Raw genomic sequence first — 18821 nt, 5'->3', positions numbered from 1 at the left:
GCTTTTCAGAAGAGTTGCCCTGAGCCCATGTGTGGACGTTATGCGCTGTTTCGTTGGACGCCCGCGTTTGCGGCCTTGCCCGGATTTCCAGCGGATCAGCAGGCGCAGTGGAATATTTCCCCCGCCGATTCGGTGTTGATGGTGCGTGCGCTGGCGGGAGAAGAGGGCGCGCGAGGCGTCGCGCGGGCTCGCTGGGGGCTGACCCCGCCGTGGCTGACCGACCTGTCGCGCACGCCTGCCCACGCGCGGGCGGAAACCCTGGCCGAGCAACCCATGTTCCGTCAGGCGTTTCGTGAGCGCCGGTGCCTGCTCCCCGCCAACGGTTTCTACGAGTGGCGCGGCTCGGTGCGCAAGCGGCCATTCTGGCTGACCCCTGCGGAAGGCTCCACGTTGTATTTCGCGGCGATCTGGGAGGCTTATCCGGTGGAAGAACACGTCTATTTGAGCGTGGCCGTGGTGACGCAATCGGCCATGAGCCAGCGCCGGCCGTTGATTCTCAATGCCGAAGGGCAGGCTGCCTGGCTTGACCCTGACAGCTCGCTGGTGACGTTGCAGTCGTTACTGGCGGCCCCCCAGATGCCGCTGCGTGAGCGTCCCTTGGCCAACCTGGTGAATGACCCGAAGCTCAATGCGCCGGAATGCCTGACGCCGCTTTAATACGGGTGCCTATCTCAGGCTGTGCGCCGAACCTGTGGGAGCTGGCTTGGTCTGGGCCGGCATTCCGACGAATGCGGTGAGTCTGTGACATCGAGGATGAATGAACCACCGCGTTCGCGGCCCTCGTAACCTCGGACTGCTCCCACAGGTATTGCAGCGTTACCCGGATTGGCGGCTGTGCGCCGAACCTGTGGGAGCCGGCTTGGGATGGGCCGGCATTCCGACGAATGCGGTAAGTCTGTGACGTCGAGGATGAATGAACCACCGCGTTCGCGGCCCTCGTAACCTCGGACTGCTCCCGCAGGTATTGCAGCGTTACCCGGATTCGCGGCTGGCGCAGTACCTGTGGGAGCCGGCTTTCTGGCGAATGCGGTGCATCATTCACGAATATGTTGACTGACACCCTGCATTCGCCAGCAAGCCGGCTCCCACTCAGAAAGCTGGCGCCCTACTGAAACTCATCACACCCTGAACTGATTGATCAGCCGGCGCTGCTGCTCTGCAAGTTTGGTCAATTCGGCGCTCGCCTGGCTCGATTCATCCGCGCCGCTCGCCACTTCGTTCGCCACCTGGCCGATGTTGATCACGTTACGGTTGATGTCATCGGCGACCGCGCTTTGCTCCTCCGCCGCGCTGGCGATCTGAGTATTCATGTCGTTGATCACCGATACGGCCTGGGTAATGCTTTGCAGCGCCTGCGCAGCCTCGGCGGCATGACCCACGCTCTCGTCGGTCTTGCTCTGGCTGTCTTCCATGACCTTCACCACCTGCCGCGTTCCGCTTTGCAACTGCTGGATCATGGTCTGGATTTCTTCGGTCGCTTGCTGAGTTTTCTGCGCCAGGTTGCGCACTTCGTCGGCCACCACCGCAAACCCGCGCCCCTGCTCGCCGGCACGAGCGGCCTCAATCGCAGCGTTCAGCGCCAGCAGGTTGGTCTGCTCGGCGATCCCGCGAATGGCTGTGAGGATCGCATTGATGTTTTCACTGTCCTTGGCCAGTGTCTGCACCACGCCCACCGCCCGGCCGATCTCCACCGCGAGCTCGCTGATGGAGGTCGAGGTGTTGTGGACGATGCGCATGCCCTGATTGGCGGCGTCGTCTGCATGGTTGGCGGCTTGCGCGGCCTGAGTCGCGTTGCGCGCGACGTCTTGCGCGGTCGCCGTCATCTCGTGCACGGCGGTCGCGACCAGATCGATCTCCGCCATCTGTTTGTGCACACCGTTGTTGGTGCGAATCGCAATGTCGGCGGTGTGCTCGGACGAATCGCTGACCTTCTGCACCGACGTCACCACCTGACTGATCATGACCTGCAGCTTGCTCAGGAAGGTGTTGAAACCGTTGGCGATCGCGCCAAGCTCGTCGGCGCGATCACTGGTCAGGCGGCGCGTGAGATCACCTTCGCCCTGAGCAATGTCGTCGAGCATGGCAACCATCTGCTTCAGCGGACGGGCGATGCCACGACCGACGAACCAGACGATCAGCAGGCCCAATGCGGCGATCAACAGGCCGACCACGGTCATTCCGAAAATGTCCGTGTCGCGCTGATGCGACAGATCGCTCTGCAGCTTCTGCAGGTCGGCCATTACCGCGCTGACCGGCATGCGAATCATCAGTGTCCAGCGCGCGTCCGTGTTGCCGATGCCAAAGGGCAGGTACAGCTCGATGTGGCCATGTTCCCTGTCGATGTCGTAGCGCACTTCCCCTTTTGTGAGGTTCGTCAGGTTGGCGGCTTCGTTCGCATCAAGGATGTCGCTGGCCTTCTCCCCGAGTTTGCTGGTGTCATGGGTGTAGGCGACGAGGCGTCCATTGGTGGCGATCAGCGCCAGGTCGCCAGCGCCGTCATAGAGCTTTTTGTCCGCGTTTTCGAGCATGTCCTGAATGAAGTTCACCGACAGATCGGCCCCGACGATGCCCTGAAACTGGCCGTCCAGCATGATCGGCTCGATGAACGAGGAGAGCATGACCATCTTGTCGCCCACTTTATAAGGCGCCGGATCGATCACGCAGGGTTTGCGGGTTTCCCGAGAGCACAAGTAATACTCACTGGAGCGAATACCCGTGGACAGGATTTTCTGGTCCTCCAGGCTCGCCAGTTTTTCCAGGTTGAGGCTGCCGTCAGGCTTGCGATACCACCAAGGCATGAACCGGCCGTTCTTGGGGTCCACGCCGTTGATCGGTGCTTCGGCGTAAGCGGCGTCGTTGTGGTCGAGAGCGTTAGGCTCCCAGCCGATGTAGGCGCCCAGAATTTTCGGGTTGCGCGCGACCGTTTCATGCAGAACGTTGAGCAACTGTTCCCGGCTGATCTTCAACTGGGGTTCGCCCTTGGCGTCCTTCATGCCGATGACGGCGTTGGTCGTGGCCAGTCCGGCGGCCGTGTTGAGCGGAGCTTCCAGTTCGCGCTGAATGTCGCTGGCTTGCGCACGGGCGATGGCCGTCAGGCGTTGCTCGATGGCTTGCTCGAATTGGGCGGTGGTGCGTTGTTCCACCAGCGCCTGTGTGCGCGCCCCGGAAAAGAGCGCATAAAGAACGAGCGCCACCACGACGCTGAGTACGATGGCGCCCGCCAGTGCGGCCACGGAAAACTGGATCGACTTGAACTTCATAGGGACTCCGGACGTGGAATTACGCCTGAATGAGGTATCGTCTCGCCCCGGTCTTCCATGAGGCAAAACCGATGAAATGGCCGTTTTTAGTGTCTGAGGGTCGCTTTTGGAAACGTTGGCTGAACAGCCCGGATTCAAAGGAGAGTGATGAGTCTCGAAAGAGAGAAAAGTGTGTCTTGAGGCTGTTACAGATGTGCTTTTTTTGACATCGAGTTGCGTGGCAATCGACTGCTATCTGGCACTCAAGCCGCGTACCGCCTAGGATGGGCGCCTTGTTTTCATGGAGATACACCATGCGTAAGACCTTTGCTCTTTGTGCGCTGAGCGCAGCGCTGCTGGTCGCAGGCTGTCAGGCGGTCAACACCACCAGTGGAGATTCGGTGGGAGTCGAGCGCAAGCAATACATGTTCAGCATGCTGTCGACCGATCAGGTCAATCAGATGTACGCGCAGTCCTATCAGCAGACAGTCGCCGAGGCCACGACCAAGGGCGTGCTGGACAAAAGCAGTGCCGAGGCCAAGCGCGTCCAGAATGTCGCCAATCGCTTGATCGCCCAGGCGCCCAAGCTGCGTCCGGACGCGGCGCAGTGGCAATGGGAAGTGAACCTGATTAAGAGCGATGAGTTGAACGCCAATTGCGGCCCGGGCGGCAAAATCATCGTCTACACTGGGCTGATCGACACGTTGAAGTTGAGTGATGATGAGCTGGCGGCGGTGATGGGCCATGAAATCGCTCATGCCTTGCGCGAACACGGGCGCGAAGCCATGTCCAAGGCATACGGCATTCAGATGGCGAAGCAGGGCGCAGGGTCGTTGCTGGGCCTGGGGCAGGACAGCCTCGCGTTGGCTGACACCGTGGTCAATTACAGCCTGACCCTGCCGAACAGCCGGGCCAACGAGAATGAAGCGGATCTGTTGGGGCTGGAGTTGTCGGCGCGTGCCGGTTACAACCCGAATGCCGCGATTACCCTTTGGCAAAAGATGCAGGCTCAGGCCGGGGCATCGCAACCTGAGTTCATGAGCACTCACCCGGCTTCCGCGAACCGTATTGCCGCTCTGCAGGCCGCGATTCCGAAAGTGATGCCTCTGTATGAGCAGGCGCCGAAGTCGTAAGGCGTTGAACTGGCTCCGCTGAGACCTGCTGTGGGGCGAGCTTGCTCGCTCCCACAGAGTGGACAGCCCAGGAGCCTGGATGGGTGGCCAAATTCTCGGGGCAGTCCAGAACTCCAGAGGCGCCACGGGAAAAGCCTGAGCTTGCGCGCCGGCTTACACCCAGCCGCTCACCTGCATCGCCTTGTACACCGCCACGATTGCCAGGATGAAGAACGCACCTGCCGCCAGACGGCGAATCAGCGTGAGCGGCAGTTTTTCCGCCGCGAAGTTACCCGCCAGCACCACCGGCACGTTGGCGATCAGCATGCCCAGCGTCGTGCCCAGAATCACCAGCCACAAGTAGGAATACTGCGCCGCCAGCATGACCGTAGCGATCTGCGTCTTGTCACCGATTTCGGCGAGGAAGAACGCAATCAACGTGGTCATGAAGGGGCCGAACTTACGCGCGGTGTTGGCTTCGTCGTCATCCATCTTGTCGGGAACCAACGTCCACAACGCAGTAGCGGTAAAGCTCGCGGCGAGTATCCAGTGAAGCATGGCGTCGGAAAAGAAACTGCTGAACCAGGCACCGACGGCGCCAGCTGCGGCGTGGTTGGCCAGCGTAGCCGCGACAATACCGGCGATGATCGGCCATGGCTTGCGAAAGCGGGCAGCGAGGATGAGCGCAAGGAGTTGGGTCTTGTCACCGATTTCGGCCAGTGCGACGACCGCGGTAGGGACCAGCAGGGATTCCAGCATCAGGATTTTCCTAAGGGGCGGGTCGACACGGCTATGACACGTACAACCTCCCCGCCCCGGGTCAGGATGTTCGTGTCATAGGTCTTGTCAAACCTCCGATCCGTCTAGGCAGATCTGGGGTCGCACGCACCATGGTCTGGGGACCAAGTATGTTGATGCGTGCCGGACGAGCGTGGCGCTCGTGGGAGACTACTCCCCTAGGACGGAGCGGATTCTGCCTACACGGATCGTATTCGGCAAGCGCTAATTTTCACGCACGTTTCGCGCGGTAAATCCGGAAGCCCTGACCTTCAGCCATGACGGCACATACGCCAAGGTGCTGTTCGATAATCGGTTGGTAGCGTAGAAAACTGTTGGCAACCAAGCGCAATTCGCCGCCTTTTTTCAGATGTTCGCGTGCTTTTCGCAGCAGGTTTTCCGTGGCCGCATAGTCGGTGTGAACGCCGGTATGAAAGGGCGGATTGGTCAGAATGATGTCCAGATGGTGGGGCGCTGCGTCGATGCCGTCACCGGTCAATACCTCACCTTCCAGCCCATTGGCAGCCAGGGTCAACCGACTGCTGGCGGTGGCGAAGGCATCCACATCAAGCAGGGTGACGTTCATGTCCGGGTTGCGGCGTTTGACCGCAGCACCCAGCACGCCCGCACCGCATCCAAAATCCAGCAAGTGACCCGTGGGCAAGCGGTCAAGGTTCTCCAGCAAGAGCGCCGAACCCCGGTCAAGCCGGCCGTGGCTGAACACGCCCGGCAGACTGATTATCGTGAGTGGTGCGCCTTCCATGTCGATTTCGAAGTGTCTGGCGAGGCTGTTCAGCTCAACCGCTTTCGGTGCCTCTTCCACCGTGACTTGCCAGAGCTGACAGTGGCGGGCGCTGTCCAGTTTGCGCGCGCGTCCAAACGGGCTCAGTTGACGCGCGGCCGCCTCGATGCCTGCCCGTTTTTCGCCAACCAGAAACAGTTCGCGGCCCTGCAAACGCGAAGCCAGGGCGTTCAGCAGGTAGTCGGTGAGATCTTTAGCTTTAGGCAGGAACAGCACGGCAGCGTCGAACGCTTCAACCGGCGCCTCGGTGCCGAAGTGGGTGCGGCCGGTGAAGCGTGCGTCCAGCGCCGAAAAGTCACCGGCATGCCAGCTCCAGCCGCGAGCGTTGGGCAACGTGCCCATCAGGTCGTCGGCAGGCAGCCCGGTCAGCAGCAATGAACCCTGAAACAAATCGGCCTGACGGAGTAACACTTCACTGCGCGGGTCCATCTTGGGCTCCTGGACAAAAGGCGAAGTTTATCAGGGAAGTGCTGTTCTTGATTCCCGGCCTGCTGCTTTTGATTCCGGGCGCAGGCCGGGGGACGCCACCCCGCAAGCTCCGCCCGCCGGGCAGGATCTTTACCGATGACACCGAGCCTTAGCTGACAACCCGGACCGGCTTGCCCGCATAAAACGCCAGCGCATTCTCGTTCACCTGGCCCACGATACGCTGCCGTGCTTCCTGACTGCCCCAGGCGCTGTGCGGGGTGATGATCAGGCGAGGAATGTCGCCCGACAGCAGAGGGTTGCCGTTCACCGGAGGCTCCACGGTCAATACGTCGGTCGCGGCGCCAGCGAGGTGGCCGTTGCGCAGGGCGTCGGCCAGCGCCTGCTCATTGATCAGGCCGCCCCGGGCCGTGTTGACGATGAACGCTTTGGGCTTCATCAGGCTCAGTTCGTGGGCGCCGATCATGTCGCGGGTGTGCTCGTTGAGTGGGCAGTGGAGCGTCAGGGCGTCCACTTGCGGCAACAGTTCGTGCAATGGAACACGGTCCGGGCGAGCAGCGCGGCCAGGAATCTGGCCCAGCAGAACACGCATGCCGAAGGCTTCGGCGAGCTTCGCGACAGCCCCACCCAACTCGCCGTGCCCCAGCAGGCCCAAGGTCTTGCCTTCGAGTTCCACTATCGGGAAATCCAGCAGACAAAACTGTCTGGACTTCTGCCACAGGCCCTGATGAATGGCTTGCTGGTAGTCCGGCAGTCGCGTGGCCATCGCCAACAGCAGCATCAAGGTGTGTTGGGCCACCGACGGCGTGCCGTAGCCTTGGCAGTTGCTCACCACGACGCCGTGCTGGCGGGCGGCTTCAAGGTCAATATTGTTGACCCCGGTCGCTGTCACCAATATGAGCTTGAGGTCGGGACAGGCTGCGAACGTGGCGGCATCAATCACGATCTTGTTGGAGATCGCCACTTGCGCGCCTTGCAGCCTTTCGATCACCTGATCCGCCGTGGAACTGGCATGCAGGATCAACTCGCTGAAGGTTTCACGCCAGGGGGCAAGGTCCAGATCGCCGAGGTCCAGGGAGGTGTGATCCAGGAAAACGGCTCTGCTTTGACTCGACATTCAGCTGTACCTTTTGCTCGGTGAGTGGGAGGCGTAAGGTAGCGAGCCTACCAGAGCCTGCCGCTCGTAAAAACGCCTGGAGTCCCCTATGTACTGGACCGAGTTTCTTACCGTTGCCCTTATCCACCTGTTGGCAGTCGCCAGTCCCGGTCCCGACTTCGCCGTGGTGGTACGTGAAAGCGTGACCCATGGCCGCAAGGCGGGTACTTACACCGCCATGGGCGTGGGGACGGCGATTTTTCTGCACGTCGGCTACTCGCTGCTCGGTATCGGGCTGATCGTTTCGCAATCGATCGTGCTGTTCAACGCTTTGAAATGGGCGGCTGCCGCTTATCTTTTGTACATCGGGATCAAGGCCCTGCGCGCCAGGCCCGCGAGCGCCTCGGATGCGCCAGTGGACATCGCCAAGGGTGAGCGCACGGCGCGCGGTGCCTTCACGGCCGGCTTCGTGACCAACGGCCTGAACCCCAAGGCGACGTTGTTCTTCCTCTCGTTGTTTACCGTGGTGATCGATCCGCACACGCCGATGCTGGTTCAGGCGGGCTATGGCGTCTATCTGGCGATCGCGACAGGCGTCTGGTTCTGCCTGGTGGCGCGTCTGTTCAGTCAGCCACGGGTGCGTGCAGGCTTCGCCCGCATGGGGCACTGGTTTGACCGCGCGATGGGCGGGGTTCTGGTGGCGCTGGGTGTGAAGCTGGCGTTTACCCAGGCCAGTTGATTGCCTCCGGCGGGCGTGGGCTTTGGGGTGTTTCAGGGGGGCAGTTATTGCTTCAATTCACTGAGCTGCTTCAAAGCCCCCAGATAATCCCGGGGGCTTTCTCCCAACAGTCGGCTGAACATCGCACTGAATGCCCGTGCGCTGCCATAGCCCAGATCATTCGCCACGCGCTGCACGCTTTCGCCGCCCAGCAACCTGGGCAGCGCCTCCATGAGTCGCACTTGTTGGCGCCATGCGTTGAAGCTCATGCCCAATTCCTGATTGAACAAACGCGTCAACGTGCGTGAACTGGCGCCGACTTCTTGCGCCCAGTCCTCCAGCGTGTGGCTCTGATCCGGCCTCGTGAGCAGCGACATGCAGATCCCTTGCAGTCGGCGGTCGCGGGGCATCGGGATGTGCAATGGCAGGTTTTCCAGCGCAGCGATTTCTTCCAGCATCAACTGCTGGATCAGCGGATTGCTCGTATGTTCATCGCTCTGCGTTGCCCTCACGATCAATTCGCGCAGCAATGGCGTGACGGCCAGAACGCAGCAATTGCCCAGACCCGGCGGGCAATGCTCGGCGGCAACGAACAGGGAGCGCATCAACACCTCGCCGGACATGAAAATCTCGTGTTCGACCATGGGGGGAATCCACACCGCGCGCGTGGGCGGGATCACCCAGGCGCCACGGGCGGTGATCAACCGCATCACGCCGCTGACCGCATACAACAGCTGCGCTTCGGCGTGGACATGCCGCGGTTGATGCGCGCCGTCGGGGTAGTCCTGCGGGTGGGCGGTGACGGGGCTGTGGCTGAGCAAGCTGATCAACATGGCGGGTTTGATGACTTTGTTGTCTGAAATACGATTTATCGCCAACTTAGCATGAGCGTCCACCTACACTGCAAGCTCAGGATGCGCTGCCATGAGTCAATCCTTACGCCCCAATCGTCCACGAACGGTGATTCACTTCATCAACGCTGCTCACATCATCGATCACATGTTCATGCTGATATTTCCCGCCGCCGTATTGGGGATGACCCAAACGTTCACGGTGGATTACGCGCAGTTGATCGGCCTGTCGCTGGGCGGTTTCATCGCCTTTGGCGCCTGTTCGCTACCCGCGGGCTGGATGGGGGATCGCTGGAGTCGGCGCCACATGATGCTGTTGTTCTTCTTCGGCATTGGCGCAGCGTCGATCATCACGGGCATCAGCACCAGTACCACCCAACTGGCCGTCGGCATGACACTGGTCGGCGTGTTTGCGGCGATTTATCACCCGGTTGGCACGGCCATGCTGGTGGCTTACGCACAGAATCGCGGGCGCGAGATCGGCGTCAACGGCATGTGGGGGAACCTTGGGGTGGCGTTTTCAGCGCTGTTGACGGGCTTCCTCATGGCACAGTTTGGCTGGCGCTCGGCATTCATTCTGCCAGGGTGCGTGTCGATTCTGATCGGGGTTCTGTTTGCAATTCTGGTCAAGGATGAGCCGATTCCCATGCGCGCTCACACGATGCCCAAGGGCGGCGCCGGACAGCGCATTTCCCTGGTGAGGGTCTTTAGTGTGCTGGCGATCGCCACAGCCACAGGGGGAGTGGTGTTCAATGCGACGACCATGACCTACCCGAAGCTGTTTCAGGATCGCCTGCATGACCTGCTCGCGTCGCCGCAAACCCTTGGCGTCGTCGTCAGCCTTGCGTATGCCTTCGGTGCGGTCGCGCAATTGACCATAGGCCGCTTTCTGGACCGCTTCAGCCTGAAATGGCCGTTCGTGATCCTCACCGTGTGCCAGGCGCCTTTTCTGTTTGCGTTGGCGTATGTCGACAGTTGGCCGGTGATGTTGCTTGGCGCGGGTTTCATGTTCGCGGTGTTCGGTCAGGTCACTGTTAACGATGCGATGGTTGCCAACTTCGTCGCGCCGCAATGGCAGTCTCGCGTCTTCGCATTGCGGTACTTTTTGTCGTTCGGGGCGAGCGCTACGGCCATCCCTTTAATCGCCTTTATCGAGCCTCGTCAGGGACTTGCCGGCCTCTATGTGATCCTTGCGGCGTTTGCAGGGCTGACCTTTGCCGCTTCGCTGATGTTCCCTCGAACACCGGCAGAGAGCACCGCCGCGCAGCCCGCTTAAGACCGTTTTGCCCTGTCAAATGGCGTAATGCCTGCATGGTCACTCGTCATTCGAATCATCCCTTTGGCTGATTTGACTGGCGAGTGAAGGCTCTAGAGTGCATATTTTTCAGCACCGCACATGCATCTTGAAAAGGGATTCCTATGCTGCAGACACGCGTGATTCCGCCAGCCGAGGGCGCATACCAGTACCCTCTGTTGATCAAACGCCTGCTGATGTCCGGCAGCCGCTATGAAAAAAACCGGGAAATCGTTTACCGGGACCGATCACGCTACTCGTACCTGACGCTCAACGAGCGCATCTGTCGCCTCGCGAACGTGCTGACAGAGGCAGGGGTGAAAGCGGGCGACACGGTGGCTGTCATGGATTGGGACAGCCACCGGTATCTGGAATGCATGTTTGCGATCCCCATGATTGGCGCGGTGATCCACACCATCAACGTGCGCCTGTCTCCCGATCAGATCCTGTTCACCATGAACCACGCCGAAGACAAGCTTGTATTGGTCAACAGCGAGTTCCTGCCGCTCTACAAATGCTTTGAAAGCAAGCTCACCACCGTTGAAAAGACCTTGCTGATCAGCGACACCGGCGACAAGACCGCCGACTTGCCAAACCTGGTGGGTGAGTACGAAACGCTTTTGGCCGCAGCCAGTCCGAAATATGATTTCGAGGACTTCGATGAGAACTCGGTGGCGACGACGTTCTACACCACCGGCACCACCGGCAATCCAAAAGGTGTGTATTTCACCCATCGCCAACTGGTGCTGCACACCATGGCCGTCGCCACGATAATGGGCAGCGTCGAGGGGTTGCTGTGTACCGACAAGGTGTACATGCCCATCACGCCGATGTTCCACGTTCATGCCTGGGGTGTGCCCTACGCGGCGACCATGCTCGGGGTGAAGCAGGTTTATCCTGGCCGGTACGACCCGGAACTGCTGGTCGAATTGTGGAGCAAAGAGAAGGTGAACTTCTCGCACTGCGTGCCCACCATCATGCAGATGGTGCTCAACGCCAAGGCCGCCAAAGACGTGGATTTTACCGGCTGGAACATCATCATCGGCGGCAGCTCGCTCAACCGTTCGCTCTACGAAGCGGCCAAGGCCAAAGGCATTCAGCTGACCGCGGCCTATGGCATGTCCGAGACCGGTCCGCTGGTGTCGGTGGCGCACCTGAACGACGAATTGATGGCGGGCAGCGAAGACGAGCGCACCACGTACCGGATCAAAGCCGGCGCGCCGGGCGTACTGGTTGAAGCGGCGATCATTGATGGCGATGGCAACTTCCTGCCATCCGATGGCGAGACGCAAGGCGAACTGGTGCTGCGCGCGCCGTGGCTTACCGAAGGGTACTACCGCGAACCCGAGAAGGGCGCCGAGCTGTGGGCGGGCGGCTGGCTGCACACCGGAGATGTCGCCACGCTGGACAGCATGGGCGGCATCGACATCCGTGACCGCATTAAAGACGTGATCAAAACCGGCGGCGAGTGGGTGTCATCGCTGGAGCTGGAGGACCTGTGCAGCCGTCATCCGGGCGTGCGTGAAGTGGCGGTGGTGGGCATTGCCGATCCACAGTGGGGCGAGCGGCCTTTTGCGCTGCTGGTCGCGCACGAGGGGCACGTTATAGATGCCAAAGCGTTGAAGGACCATCTCAAGCCGTTCGTGGAACAGGGGCACATCAACAAGTGGGCGATTCCGAGCCAGATCGCCCTTGTTACCGAAATTCCCAAGACCAGTGTCGGCAAGCTCGACAAGAAGCGGATCCGTCTCGACATCATCGAATGGCAGAGCACCAACAGCGCTTTCCTCTCTACCCTCTAACGTTGTTTTTCGCGCACATTGCCCTGATTCCGGTCATGGCAATGTGCTGCGAGGGCTCTCGCCCGGCCTCTCCCTTGCCAAATCCCGAAATTCAGTCATCCTCCCCCTGCCGCGCCGGTCAGCACGTCGAAATCGCCGTTCCAGACGCTTCGACGCTGCAAATCACACTTTAGAGGGATCAAGCAGTAGCACCTGCTGGCTATAGTCGGCAGTAGGTTGGGACCGGAGAAAAACGCCACGTCGTTTAGCAGCTTTACATGGGCTGCCCGAACAAGCGTTGACACCCAGGCACTGCGGACCCGTGCGCCTGAATCGTTTCTGGAAGCACCCACTGCCATAAAAATAAAAGCACATGGAGTAGCGTCGATGACATCAGCAAACCTGTTCTGGCGCCAGGCAAAACTGCCTCTGGCCGTCAGTCTCGCTTCTACGCTCGCCGGTCCTGCATTCGGCGTCAGTTTCAACATCGGTGAAATCGAAGGTAGTTTCGACTCGTCGCTCTCCATTGGCGCCAGTTGGTCGACCGCCAAGCCCAACAAGGATCTAATCGGCGTAAACAACGGCGGCAGGGGGCTGTCGCAGACTTCCGACGACGGTCATTTGAACTTCAAGCGGGGTGAAACCTTCTCGAAGATTTTCAAAGGCGTACACGATCTCGAGCTGAAATACGGGGACACGGGCGTGTTCATGCGTGGGAAGTACTGGTACGACTTCGAGCTTAAGGATGAAGGCCGCGAGTTCAAGGACATCAGCGATTCAGGTCGCAAAGAGGGCGCCAAGTCCTCGGGTTTCCAGTTGCTCGACGCATTTGTATACCACAACTACTCCATTGCCGATGAGCCAGGCTCCGTGCGCTTCGGTAAGCAGGTCATCAGTTGGGGTGAAAGTACATTCATTGGTGGCGGTATCAACTCGATCAACCCTATCGATGTGTCCGCGTTCCGCCGTCCTGGCTCGGAAATCAAGGAAGGCCTGATTCCCGTCAACATGTTCTATGTGTCCCAGAGCCTGACCGAGAACCTGTCGGCCGAAGCGTTCTACCAGTTGGAGTGGGATCAGACCGTTGTCGACAACTGCGGAACCTTCTTTTCGCAACCTGACGTCATTGCCGACGGTTGCAGCGATAACCTGCGCGTCTTGAACAAACGCTCGACCATTCCAGCGGCAGCCTTGCCCACCCTGACTGCACTCGGCGTGAACGTGAACAACGAAGGTGTGCTCGTACGTCGTGGTCCAGACCGTGACGCTCGAGACAGTGGCCAGTTTGGTGTGGCCATGCACTATAACTTCGAGCCGCTGGATACCGAATTCGGCGCTTATTTCATGAACTACCACAGCCGTAGCCCAATTTTCAGTGCGCAAGGCGCGCCTGGGGCAGCGTTTACCCGTCCATTGGGACCATTGGCGGCGTTGCGCCCACTGGTCGTCGCGGGCAACTCCAACTACTTCGTTGAATACCCGGAAGACATTCGCCTGTACGGTTTGAGCTTCTCGACCACGCTGCCTACCGGCACGGCATGGAGCGGAGAGTTGAGCTACCGCCCTAATGCGCCCGTGCAGTTGAGTACCACCGATATCCTCTATGCGGGCGTCACGCCGATCCCGGGTTTTGCAAATGCTTCCGTGCTTTCCGGCACACCGGGTCAGGACCTCCACGGCTACAACCGTAAGGAAATTACTCAGTTCCAGACGACCTTGACGCACTTCTTTGATCAGGTAATGGGCGCAAGCCGTCTGACCACCGTGGCGGAAGTTGGCGTTACACATGTGGGTGGACTGGAAAGCAAATCCGATGCGCGTTATGGCCGGGACCCCGTATTCGGCCCCGGATCGCTGCCCGGCAATTTCTGTAATGTGCTCAATAATTCGACCGCTCAGGGCGGCGGCCTGCCCAATGCGGCCGGCTTGAACACTAACTGCAATAACGATGGCTACACGACGTCCACGTCCTGGGGCTACCGCGCTCGCGCCATCTGGGACTACAACAGCGTGTTCGCCGGCGTGAACCTCAAGCCAAGCGTGGCCTGGTCCCATGACGTCAGCGGCTATTCGCCCGGCCCTGGCGGCAACTTCGAAGAAGGCCGCAAGGCAGTCAGTCTGGGGGTGGAAGCGGAATATCAGAACACCTATACCGCCAACCTTTCCTACACCAACTTCTTCGACGGCAAGTACTCCACAGTGGATGACCGCGACTTCGTGGCGCTCAGCTTCGGTATGAACTTCTAAGGACGACTTATGAACATGAAAATAAAAAAGGGTCTGTTGCACATTGGGGTTCTGAGTCTGTCGTTACTGGCGACCGGCGTGATGGCGGCAGTCTCTGCCGATGAAGCCGCCAAGCTGGGCACGACGCTGACGCCAATGGGCGCGGAAAAGGCGGGTAACGCTGCCAACACCATTCCGGCCTGGAGTCCGATGCCGACCAATGCGGGCGCAGTGGATGCGAAAGGCTTCCTTGCCAACCCGTACGCTAACGAGAAGCCGTTGTTCATCATCACGGCGCAGAACGTCGAGCAGTACAAGAACAATCTGGCACCGGGCCAATACGCGATGTTCAAGCGTTATCCGGACAGTTTCAAAATGCCGGTCTATCCGTCCCATCGGGGCGCGACCGTGCCCGCTGACGTATTCGCCGCGATCAAGAAAAATGCCGTCAACACCAAGCTGGTGGGGGGCGGAAACGGGCTGGAAAACTTCGAAACAGCGGTGCCGTTCCCGATTCCGAAAGACGGCCTGGAAGTGATCTGGAACCACATCACCCGCTATCGCGGCGGCAGCGTGAAGCGGCTGGTGGTGCAGGTCACGCCGCAGACCAACGGTTCGTTCAGCCCGGTGTACTTCGAGGACCAGTTTGTCTTCCGCGACAAGATGAAGGACTTCAACCCGCAGAATCCGGGGAACATTCTGTTCTACTTCAAGCAGGAAGTGACCGCACCCGCACGCTTGGCAGGCTCCGTGTTGCTGGTGCACGAAACCCTCGATCAGGTGAAAGAGCCGCGCGCGGCGTGGGTTTACAACGCCGGTCAACGTCGAGTGCGTCGTGCGCCTCAAGTGTCCTATGACGGCCCGGGTACGGCGGCTGATGGTCTGCGGACTTCCGACAACCTGGACATGTACAACGGCGCGCCGGATCGCTACGACTGGAAACTGATCGGCAAGCAGGAGATGTACATCGCTTCGGACAGCTACAAGCTCGACGACCCCAAGCTCAAGTACGCCGACATCGTCAGGGCTGGCCACATCAACCAGGACCTGGCGCGGTATGAACTGCGCCGCGTCTGGCACGTGACCGCCACGCTGAAAGAAGGTCAACGACACATCTACGCCAAACGTGACTTCTTTATCGACGAAGACACCTGGCAAGCGGCGGTGATCGACCACTACGACGGTCGTGGTCAGCTGTGGCGTGTCGCCGAGGCCCATGCCGAGAACTATTACGACAAGCAGGTGCCGTGGTATGCCCTGGAAGCCCTGTACGACCTGCAGTCCGGTCGTTACCTGGCGCTGGGCATGAAGAACGAAGAAAAGCGTGCTTACGACTTCGGCTTCACGGCCAGCACCAGCGACTTCCAGCCAAACGCCCTGCGTCAGGAAGGTGTTCGCTGATCGTGTCACCGATTGGGCGGAGAGTCGTGCACCGTTGATCACAGCGACAGCGCACTGTTGTCCTCCGCCGCTTTACCCTATGGTTGAACCCCATAGCGCAAAAAGAAAACGCCCCGATTCGTCGGGGTGTTTTTTCAGGTCCCCCTCCCCAAACATATAAAGCAACATTCGCCCTGTTGATTGGATATGTTTTCTTACAGTCTTTCGTCTAACAAACTTCAAAAGCGCTGACTTAGCCGCTAGTCTCCCGACATCTGAACGCCGAATAACAAGCACTTCTAACAAGAGCCGGCCATGACTGATCTGTCGCGTTTGCAAGGATTCGCAAATCACGCAGTCACTGCGTTGGAAGGACGTTTCTTCCGTCCACCCCTCCCCGAAGGCTATGTTGCCCGACCGCGACTGTGCGAACGGCTGAGTGCGGGATTGTCTGGCCGCCTGTTGTTGATCAGCGCGCCGGCCGGCTTCGGCAAGAGCTCGCTGGCCGTGGAATTCTGTCAGAACCTTCCTGAACAATGGCAAAACCTCTGGCTGGGTCTGAGTCAGCGCGACAGTGAACCCGGGCGTTTTCTTGAGCGCCTGTTGGCCGGTCTTCAACAGTTTTTTCCCCAGCTCGGCGGTCAGGCACTTGGCCTGCTGAAAATGCGTCAGCGTCATCAGCCCTTTGCTTTTGAAGAGTGGCTCGACAGCCTGCTGGACGAACTGGCGATGCACCTGATGTTGAGCAAACCCCTGTTGCTGGTGCTCGACGACTATCATCTCGTTCAAGGCCCGGTGCTCGATCGTTGCCTGCAGTTTCTGCTCAACCACCTCCCCGCCGGCCTGATCGTCATGGTCACCAGCCGTCAGAGGCCGGACTGGCACCTGGCGCGGCTTCGCTTGTCACGCCAGTTGCTGGATCTGTCCGAGCAAGACCTTCGCCTGACTGACGACGAGTCCCTGGCGGTGCTCGATCATCACAGCAGTGCCCTCACCGAGGAGGCGCTGCACACGCTGCTGCAGCGCAGTGAAGGCTGGGTGGCCGGTTTGCGCTTCTGGCTGCTGGCCGCGGCTGAGGCCGGCAGCAACACGCTGACCCAGGAGCTCAATGGTGGCGAAGGGCTGATCCGTGATTACTTGCTTGAGGAGGTCATCGATTGCCTGCCTGCGGATGTTCAGGCCTTCCTTTATGAGACAGCATGTCTGGAGCGCTTCTGCAGTTCGCTGTGCAACGCGGCGCGGGACAGCCATGACAGTGCTGAGATGCTGAGCTTTCTGCAAGCCCATCAGGTTTTTCTCGTGCCGCTGGACGAGCACGGGCGCTGGTTTCGCTACCACCATTTGTTCTCCGACCTGCTGCGTGCGCGCGCCGGCACCAGCGTCGCGCCACAACAACGACGTCTGCACTTGAATGCCTGCCGCTGGTTCAGCGAGCAAGGTTTGCTCGACGAAGCGATTGAGCAGGCATTGCGCGCCGGTCATCTGGACGTCGCAGCCAACCTCGTGCAAAACCTCTCGGAAGAGCAACTGCTTGCCGAGCAAAACGTCGGCATGCTACTGCGCTGGAAGATGGACTTGCCCGACAGCCTGCTGGTCAGCACGCCGCGTTTGATCGTGTTGTATGCCTGGGCGCTGGGGCTGGCCTGCCAACTCGACGCTGCAGAAGAACTGGGCAATCAGCTCAGCCGGTTCCTGCCTGCCCCGTCTGCGACGGCGCAGAAATCCATGCTCGCCCAGTGGCTGGCGCTCAGCGGCATCATCGCCCGAGGCCGTGGTGACAGCGAAACCGCGCACCGTTATTGCAGTGAGGCGCTGGCAAGCCTTCCGCAAAAACGCTACGGGCAACGACTGCTGTGCTTGTCGACCCTGGCGAATCTGGCGATTACTGAAGGCGACCTGTGGCGAGCCCGGGCGTTGAATCGAGACGCGCTGGAGCTGGCACAACGGGTCGCGAATCCCTTGTTCGAATCATTGGCGCACTACGATCGCGCGCGGACCTTGCACGCCAGGGGCGAAGCGTTGCGCTCGCTTGATGAGGTGCGCCAAGGACTGCGCCGTCTGAACGGGCTTTCTTCCCAGCGTTTGTACGCGGTGCGCGCGCGACTGACGCTGTACGAGGGCTATCTGCTCGTGCAGTTTCTGCAACCCGATGCCGGACGCGCCCGACTGAATGCCGGTCTGGCCGAGGCCCGTGCCTGTCGCGACATCAGCGTGCTGATCGGCCATTGCGTGATCGCAGGGCTGGAAGGGCGGGAAGGGCGCTTCGCTGAGGCCTTCGCCGAGCTTGCCGAGGCTGAGCGGCTGATGCACATCTGGGACGTGCCGCCGGTGTACTACCTCGCCATGATTACCCTCTCCAAGTGCGAGCTCTGGCTGGCGCAGGGGCGTATCGACCTGGCCGATGCCTGGCTGCTGCGTCTCGGGCAGACCTACGGTGGCGATCACCCGGCAGCGGCCCCGGAATGCTTTCCGCAAATGCCGCAACACATCGAATTGCTGAGTGCGATGCTCGATACGGTTCAGGGTCGGGCCGAGCAGTCCATCCAGCGTTTGACCCGTCTTGAAGAGCGCGCCCGGCACATGGGGGCCGGGCTGCTGGGGTTGAGTGCGATGAACCAGCACATCCTGCTGGCGCTGGACATGGCCGACCGGCCCAAGGCTCAACGCCTGCTTGAGCGCTGCGTCCAGGCCGCGACCGGGGGCGCGGTGCTGCCGTTCCTGGGGCTGATCCGCAAATATCCGGAGTGGCTGCGTGAACAACTGCTCAAACGCCCGTCATGTCGGCTCGTCGAGTACCTGCTCAGTCAACTGCCTCCCGGCATTGGCAAAGACATGCCGTGTGCGCGCCATGTCAGCGAGCCGTCAGCCTGCCATGGCAATGATTCGCTCAGCGCCCGCGAACTTGGCGTATTGCAACTCATCGCTCAGGGGTGTTCGAATCAGGAAATCAGCGAACGGCTCTTCATTTCCCTGCACACCGTCAAAACCCACGCGAGCCACATTAACAGCAAGCTGGGGGTCGAACGCCGGACTCAGGCGGTGGCGAAAGCTCAAGAGCTGGGGTTGCTCGGATAAGTAAATGATCGGTATTAAAGTGCCGATTATTTTCGACATGGGCT

Annotated in this window: 13 protein-coding genes, 1 pseudogene and 1 riboswitch; of the genes and pseudogenes, 8 read left to right on the top strand and 6 right to left on the bottom strand. The window is 60.2% G+C overall.

Features of this window, described 5'->3' with window-relative positions:
- Positions 1-27 precede the first annotated feature (27 nt).
- On the top strand, positions 28-657 hold the full coding sequence (locus tag BMY73_RS08950) for an SOS response-associated peptidase (RefSeq protein ID WP_092406527.1): 630 nt from the start codon (positions 28-30) through the stop codon (positions 655-657).
- Between the two features lie 461 nt (positions 658-1118).
- Here the strand turns inward: BMY73_RS08950 and BMY73_RS28795 are convergent, their stop codons facing one another.
- The gene (locus BMY73_RS28795; protein ID WP_370588395.1) at positions 1119-1862 is read right to left on the bottom strand and encodes a methyl-accepting chemotaxis protein; all 744 of its coding nucleotides are present in this window, start codon (positions 1860-1862) and stop codon (positions 1119-1121) included.
- 114 nt (positions 1863-1976) lie between these two features.
- A pseudogene (locus tag BMY73_RS28790) lies at positions 1977-2177 on the bottom strand (HAMP domain-containing protein); the annotation flags it as partial.
- A gap of 1376 nt (positions 2178-3553) precedes the next feature.
- Between BMY73_RS28790 and BMY73_RS08940 the strand changes: the two are divergent.
- Complete coding sequence (locus BMY73_RS08940; RefSeq protein WP_062386923.1) at positions 3554-4372, top strand: M48 family metallopeptidase; 819 nt, start codon at positions 3554-3556, stop codon at positions 4370-4372.
- A 153-nt stretch (positions 4373-4525) separates the two neighbouring features.
- Here BMY73_RS08940 and BMY73_RS08935 read toward each other — a convergent pair whose 3' ends face one another.
- From BMY73_RS08935 to BMY73_RS08925, 3 genes are all read right to left on the bottom strand, one after another.
- Positions 4526-5110 (bottom strand): TMEM165/GDT1 family protein, encoded by a 585-nt coding sequence (locus BMY73_RS08935; RefSeq protein WP_062386920.1) that lies wholly within the window; start codon positions 5108-5110, stop codon positions 4526-4528.
- Positions 5111-5200: 90 nt separating this feature from the next.
- Positions 5201-5320: riboswitch (yybP-ykoY riboswitch) on the bottom strand.
- Between the two features lie 40 nt (positions 5321-5360).
- Positions 5361-6359, bottom strand: coding sequence for a class I SAM-dependent methyltransferase (locus tag BMY73_RS08930; RefSeq protein ID WP_092406525.1), 999 nt, complete (start codon positions 6357-6359; stop codon positions 5361-5363).
- 148 nt (positions 6360-6507) lie between these two features.
- Entirely contained in the window at positions 6508-7473 is a 966-nt protein-coding gene (locus BMY73_RS08925) for a 2-hydroxyacid dehydrogenase (protein ID WP_092406523.1), read from the bottom strand.
- Positions 7474-7561: 88 nt separating this feature from the next.
- Here BMY73_RS08925 and BMY73_RS08920 point away from each other — a divergent pair, with 88 nt between their 5' ends.
- A complete protein-coding gene (locus tag BMY73_RS08920) occupies positions 7562-8191 on the top strand; it encodes a LysE family translocator (protein WP_062386907.1) in 630 nt (209 codons plus the stop codon).
- Positions 8192-8235: 44 nt separating this feature from the next.
- Here the strand turns inward: BMY73_RS08920 and BMY73_RS08915 are convergent, their stop codons facing one another.
- The gene (locus BMY73_RS08915) at positions 8236-9003 is read right to left on the bottom strand and encodes an AraC family transcriptional regulator (protein WP_092406603.1); all 768 of its coding nucleotides are present in this window, start codon (positions 9001-9003) and stop codon (positions 8236-8238) included.
- Between the two features lie 91 nt (positions 9004-9094).
- Here BMY73_RS08915 and BMY73_RS08910 point away from each other — a divergent pair, with 91 nt between their 5' ends.
- From BMY73_RS08910 to BMY73_RS08890, 5 genes are all read left to right on the top strand, one after another.
- Positions 9095-10297, top strand: a complete 1203-nt coding sequence (locus tag BMY73_RS08910; RefSeq protein ID WP_092406521.1) for an MFS transporter — start codon at positions 9095-9097, stop codon at positions 10295-10297.
- Positions 10298-10440: 143 nt separating this feature from the next.
- Complete coding sequence (locus BMY73_RS08905) at positions 10441-12117, top strand: fatty acid--CoA ligase (protein WP_092406519.1); 1677 nt, start codon at positions 10441-10443, stop codon at positions 12115-12117.
- Positions 12118-12483: 366 nt separating this feature from the next.
- On the top strand, positions 12484-14343 hold the full coding sequence (locus BMY73_RS08900; RefSeq protein ID WP_092406517.1) for a DUF1302 domain-containing protein: 1860 nt from the start codon (positions 12484-12486) through the stop codon (positions 14341-14343).
- A 15-nt stretch (positions 14344-14358) separates the two neighbouring features.
- Positions 14359-15723: a DUF1329 domain-containing protein gene (locus tag BMY73_RS08895; RefSeq protein WP_175500155.1), complete on the top strand. Its 1365-nt coding sequence runs from the start codon at positions 14359-14361 to the stop codon at positions 15721-15723.
- A gap of 294 nt (positions 15724-16017) precedes the next feature.
- On the top strand, positions 16018-18777 hold the full coding sequence (locus tag BMY73_RS08890) for a helix-turn-helix transcriptional regulator (RefSeq protein WP_092406513.1): 2760 nt from the start codon (positions 16018-16020) through the stop codon (positions 18775-18777).
- The last annotated feature ends 44 nt before the right edge of the window (positions 18778-18821 follow it).

Source organism: Pseudomonas sp. NFACC02 (assembly GCF_900110765.1).
Lineage (GTDB): Bacteria > Pseudomonadota > Gammaproteobacteria > Pseudomonadales > Pseudomonadaceae > Aquipseudomonas.
This window is presented reverse-complemented; position numbering and strand designations above follow the sequence as displayed.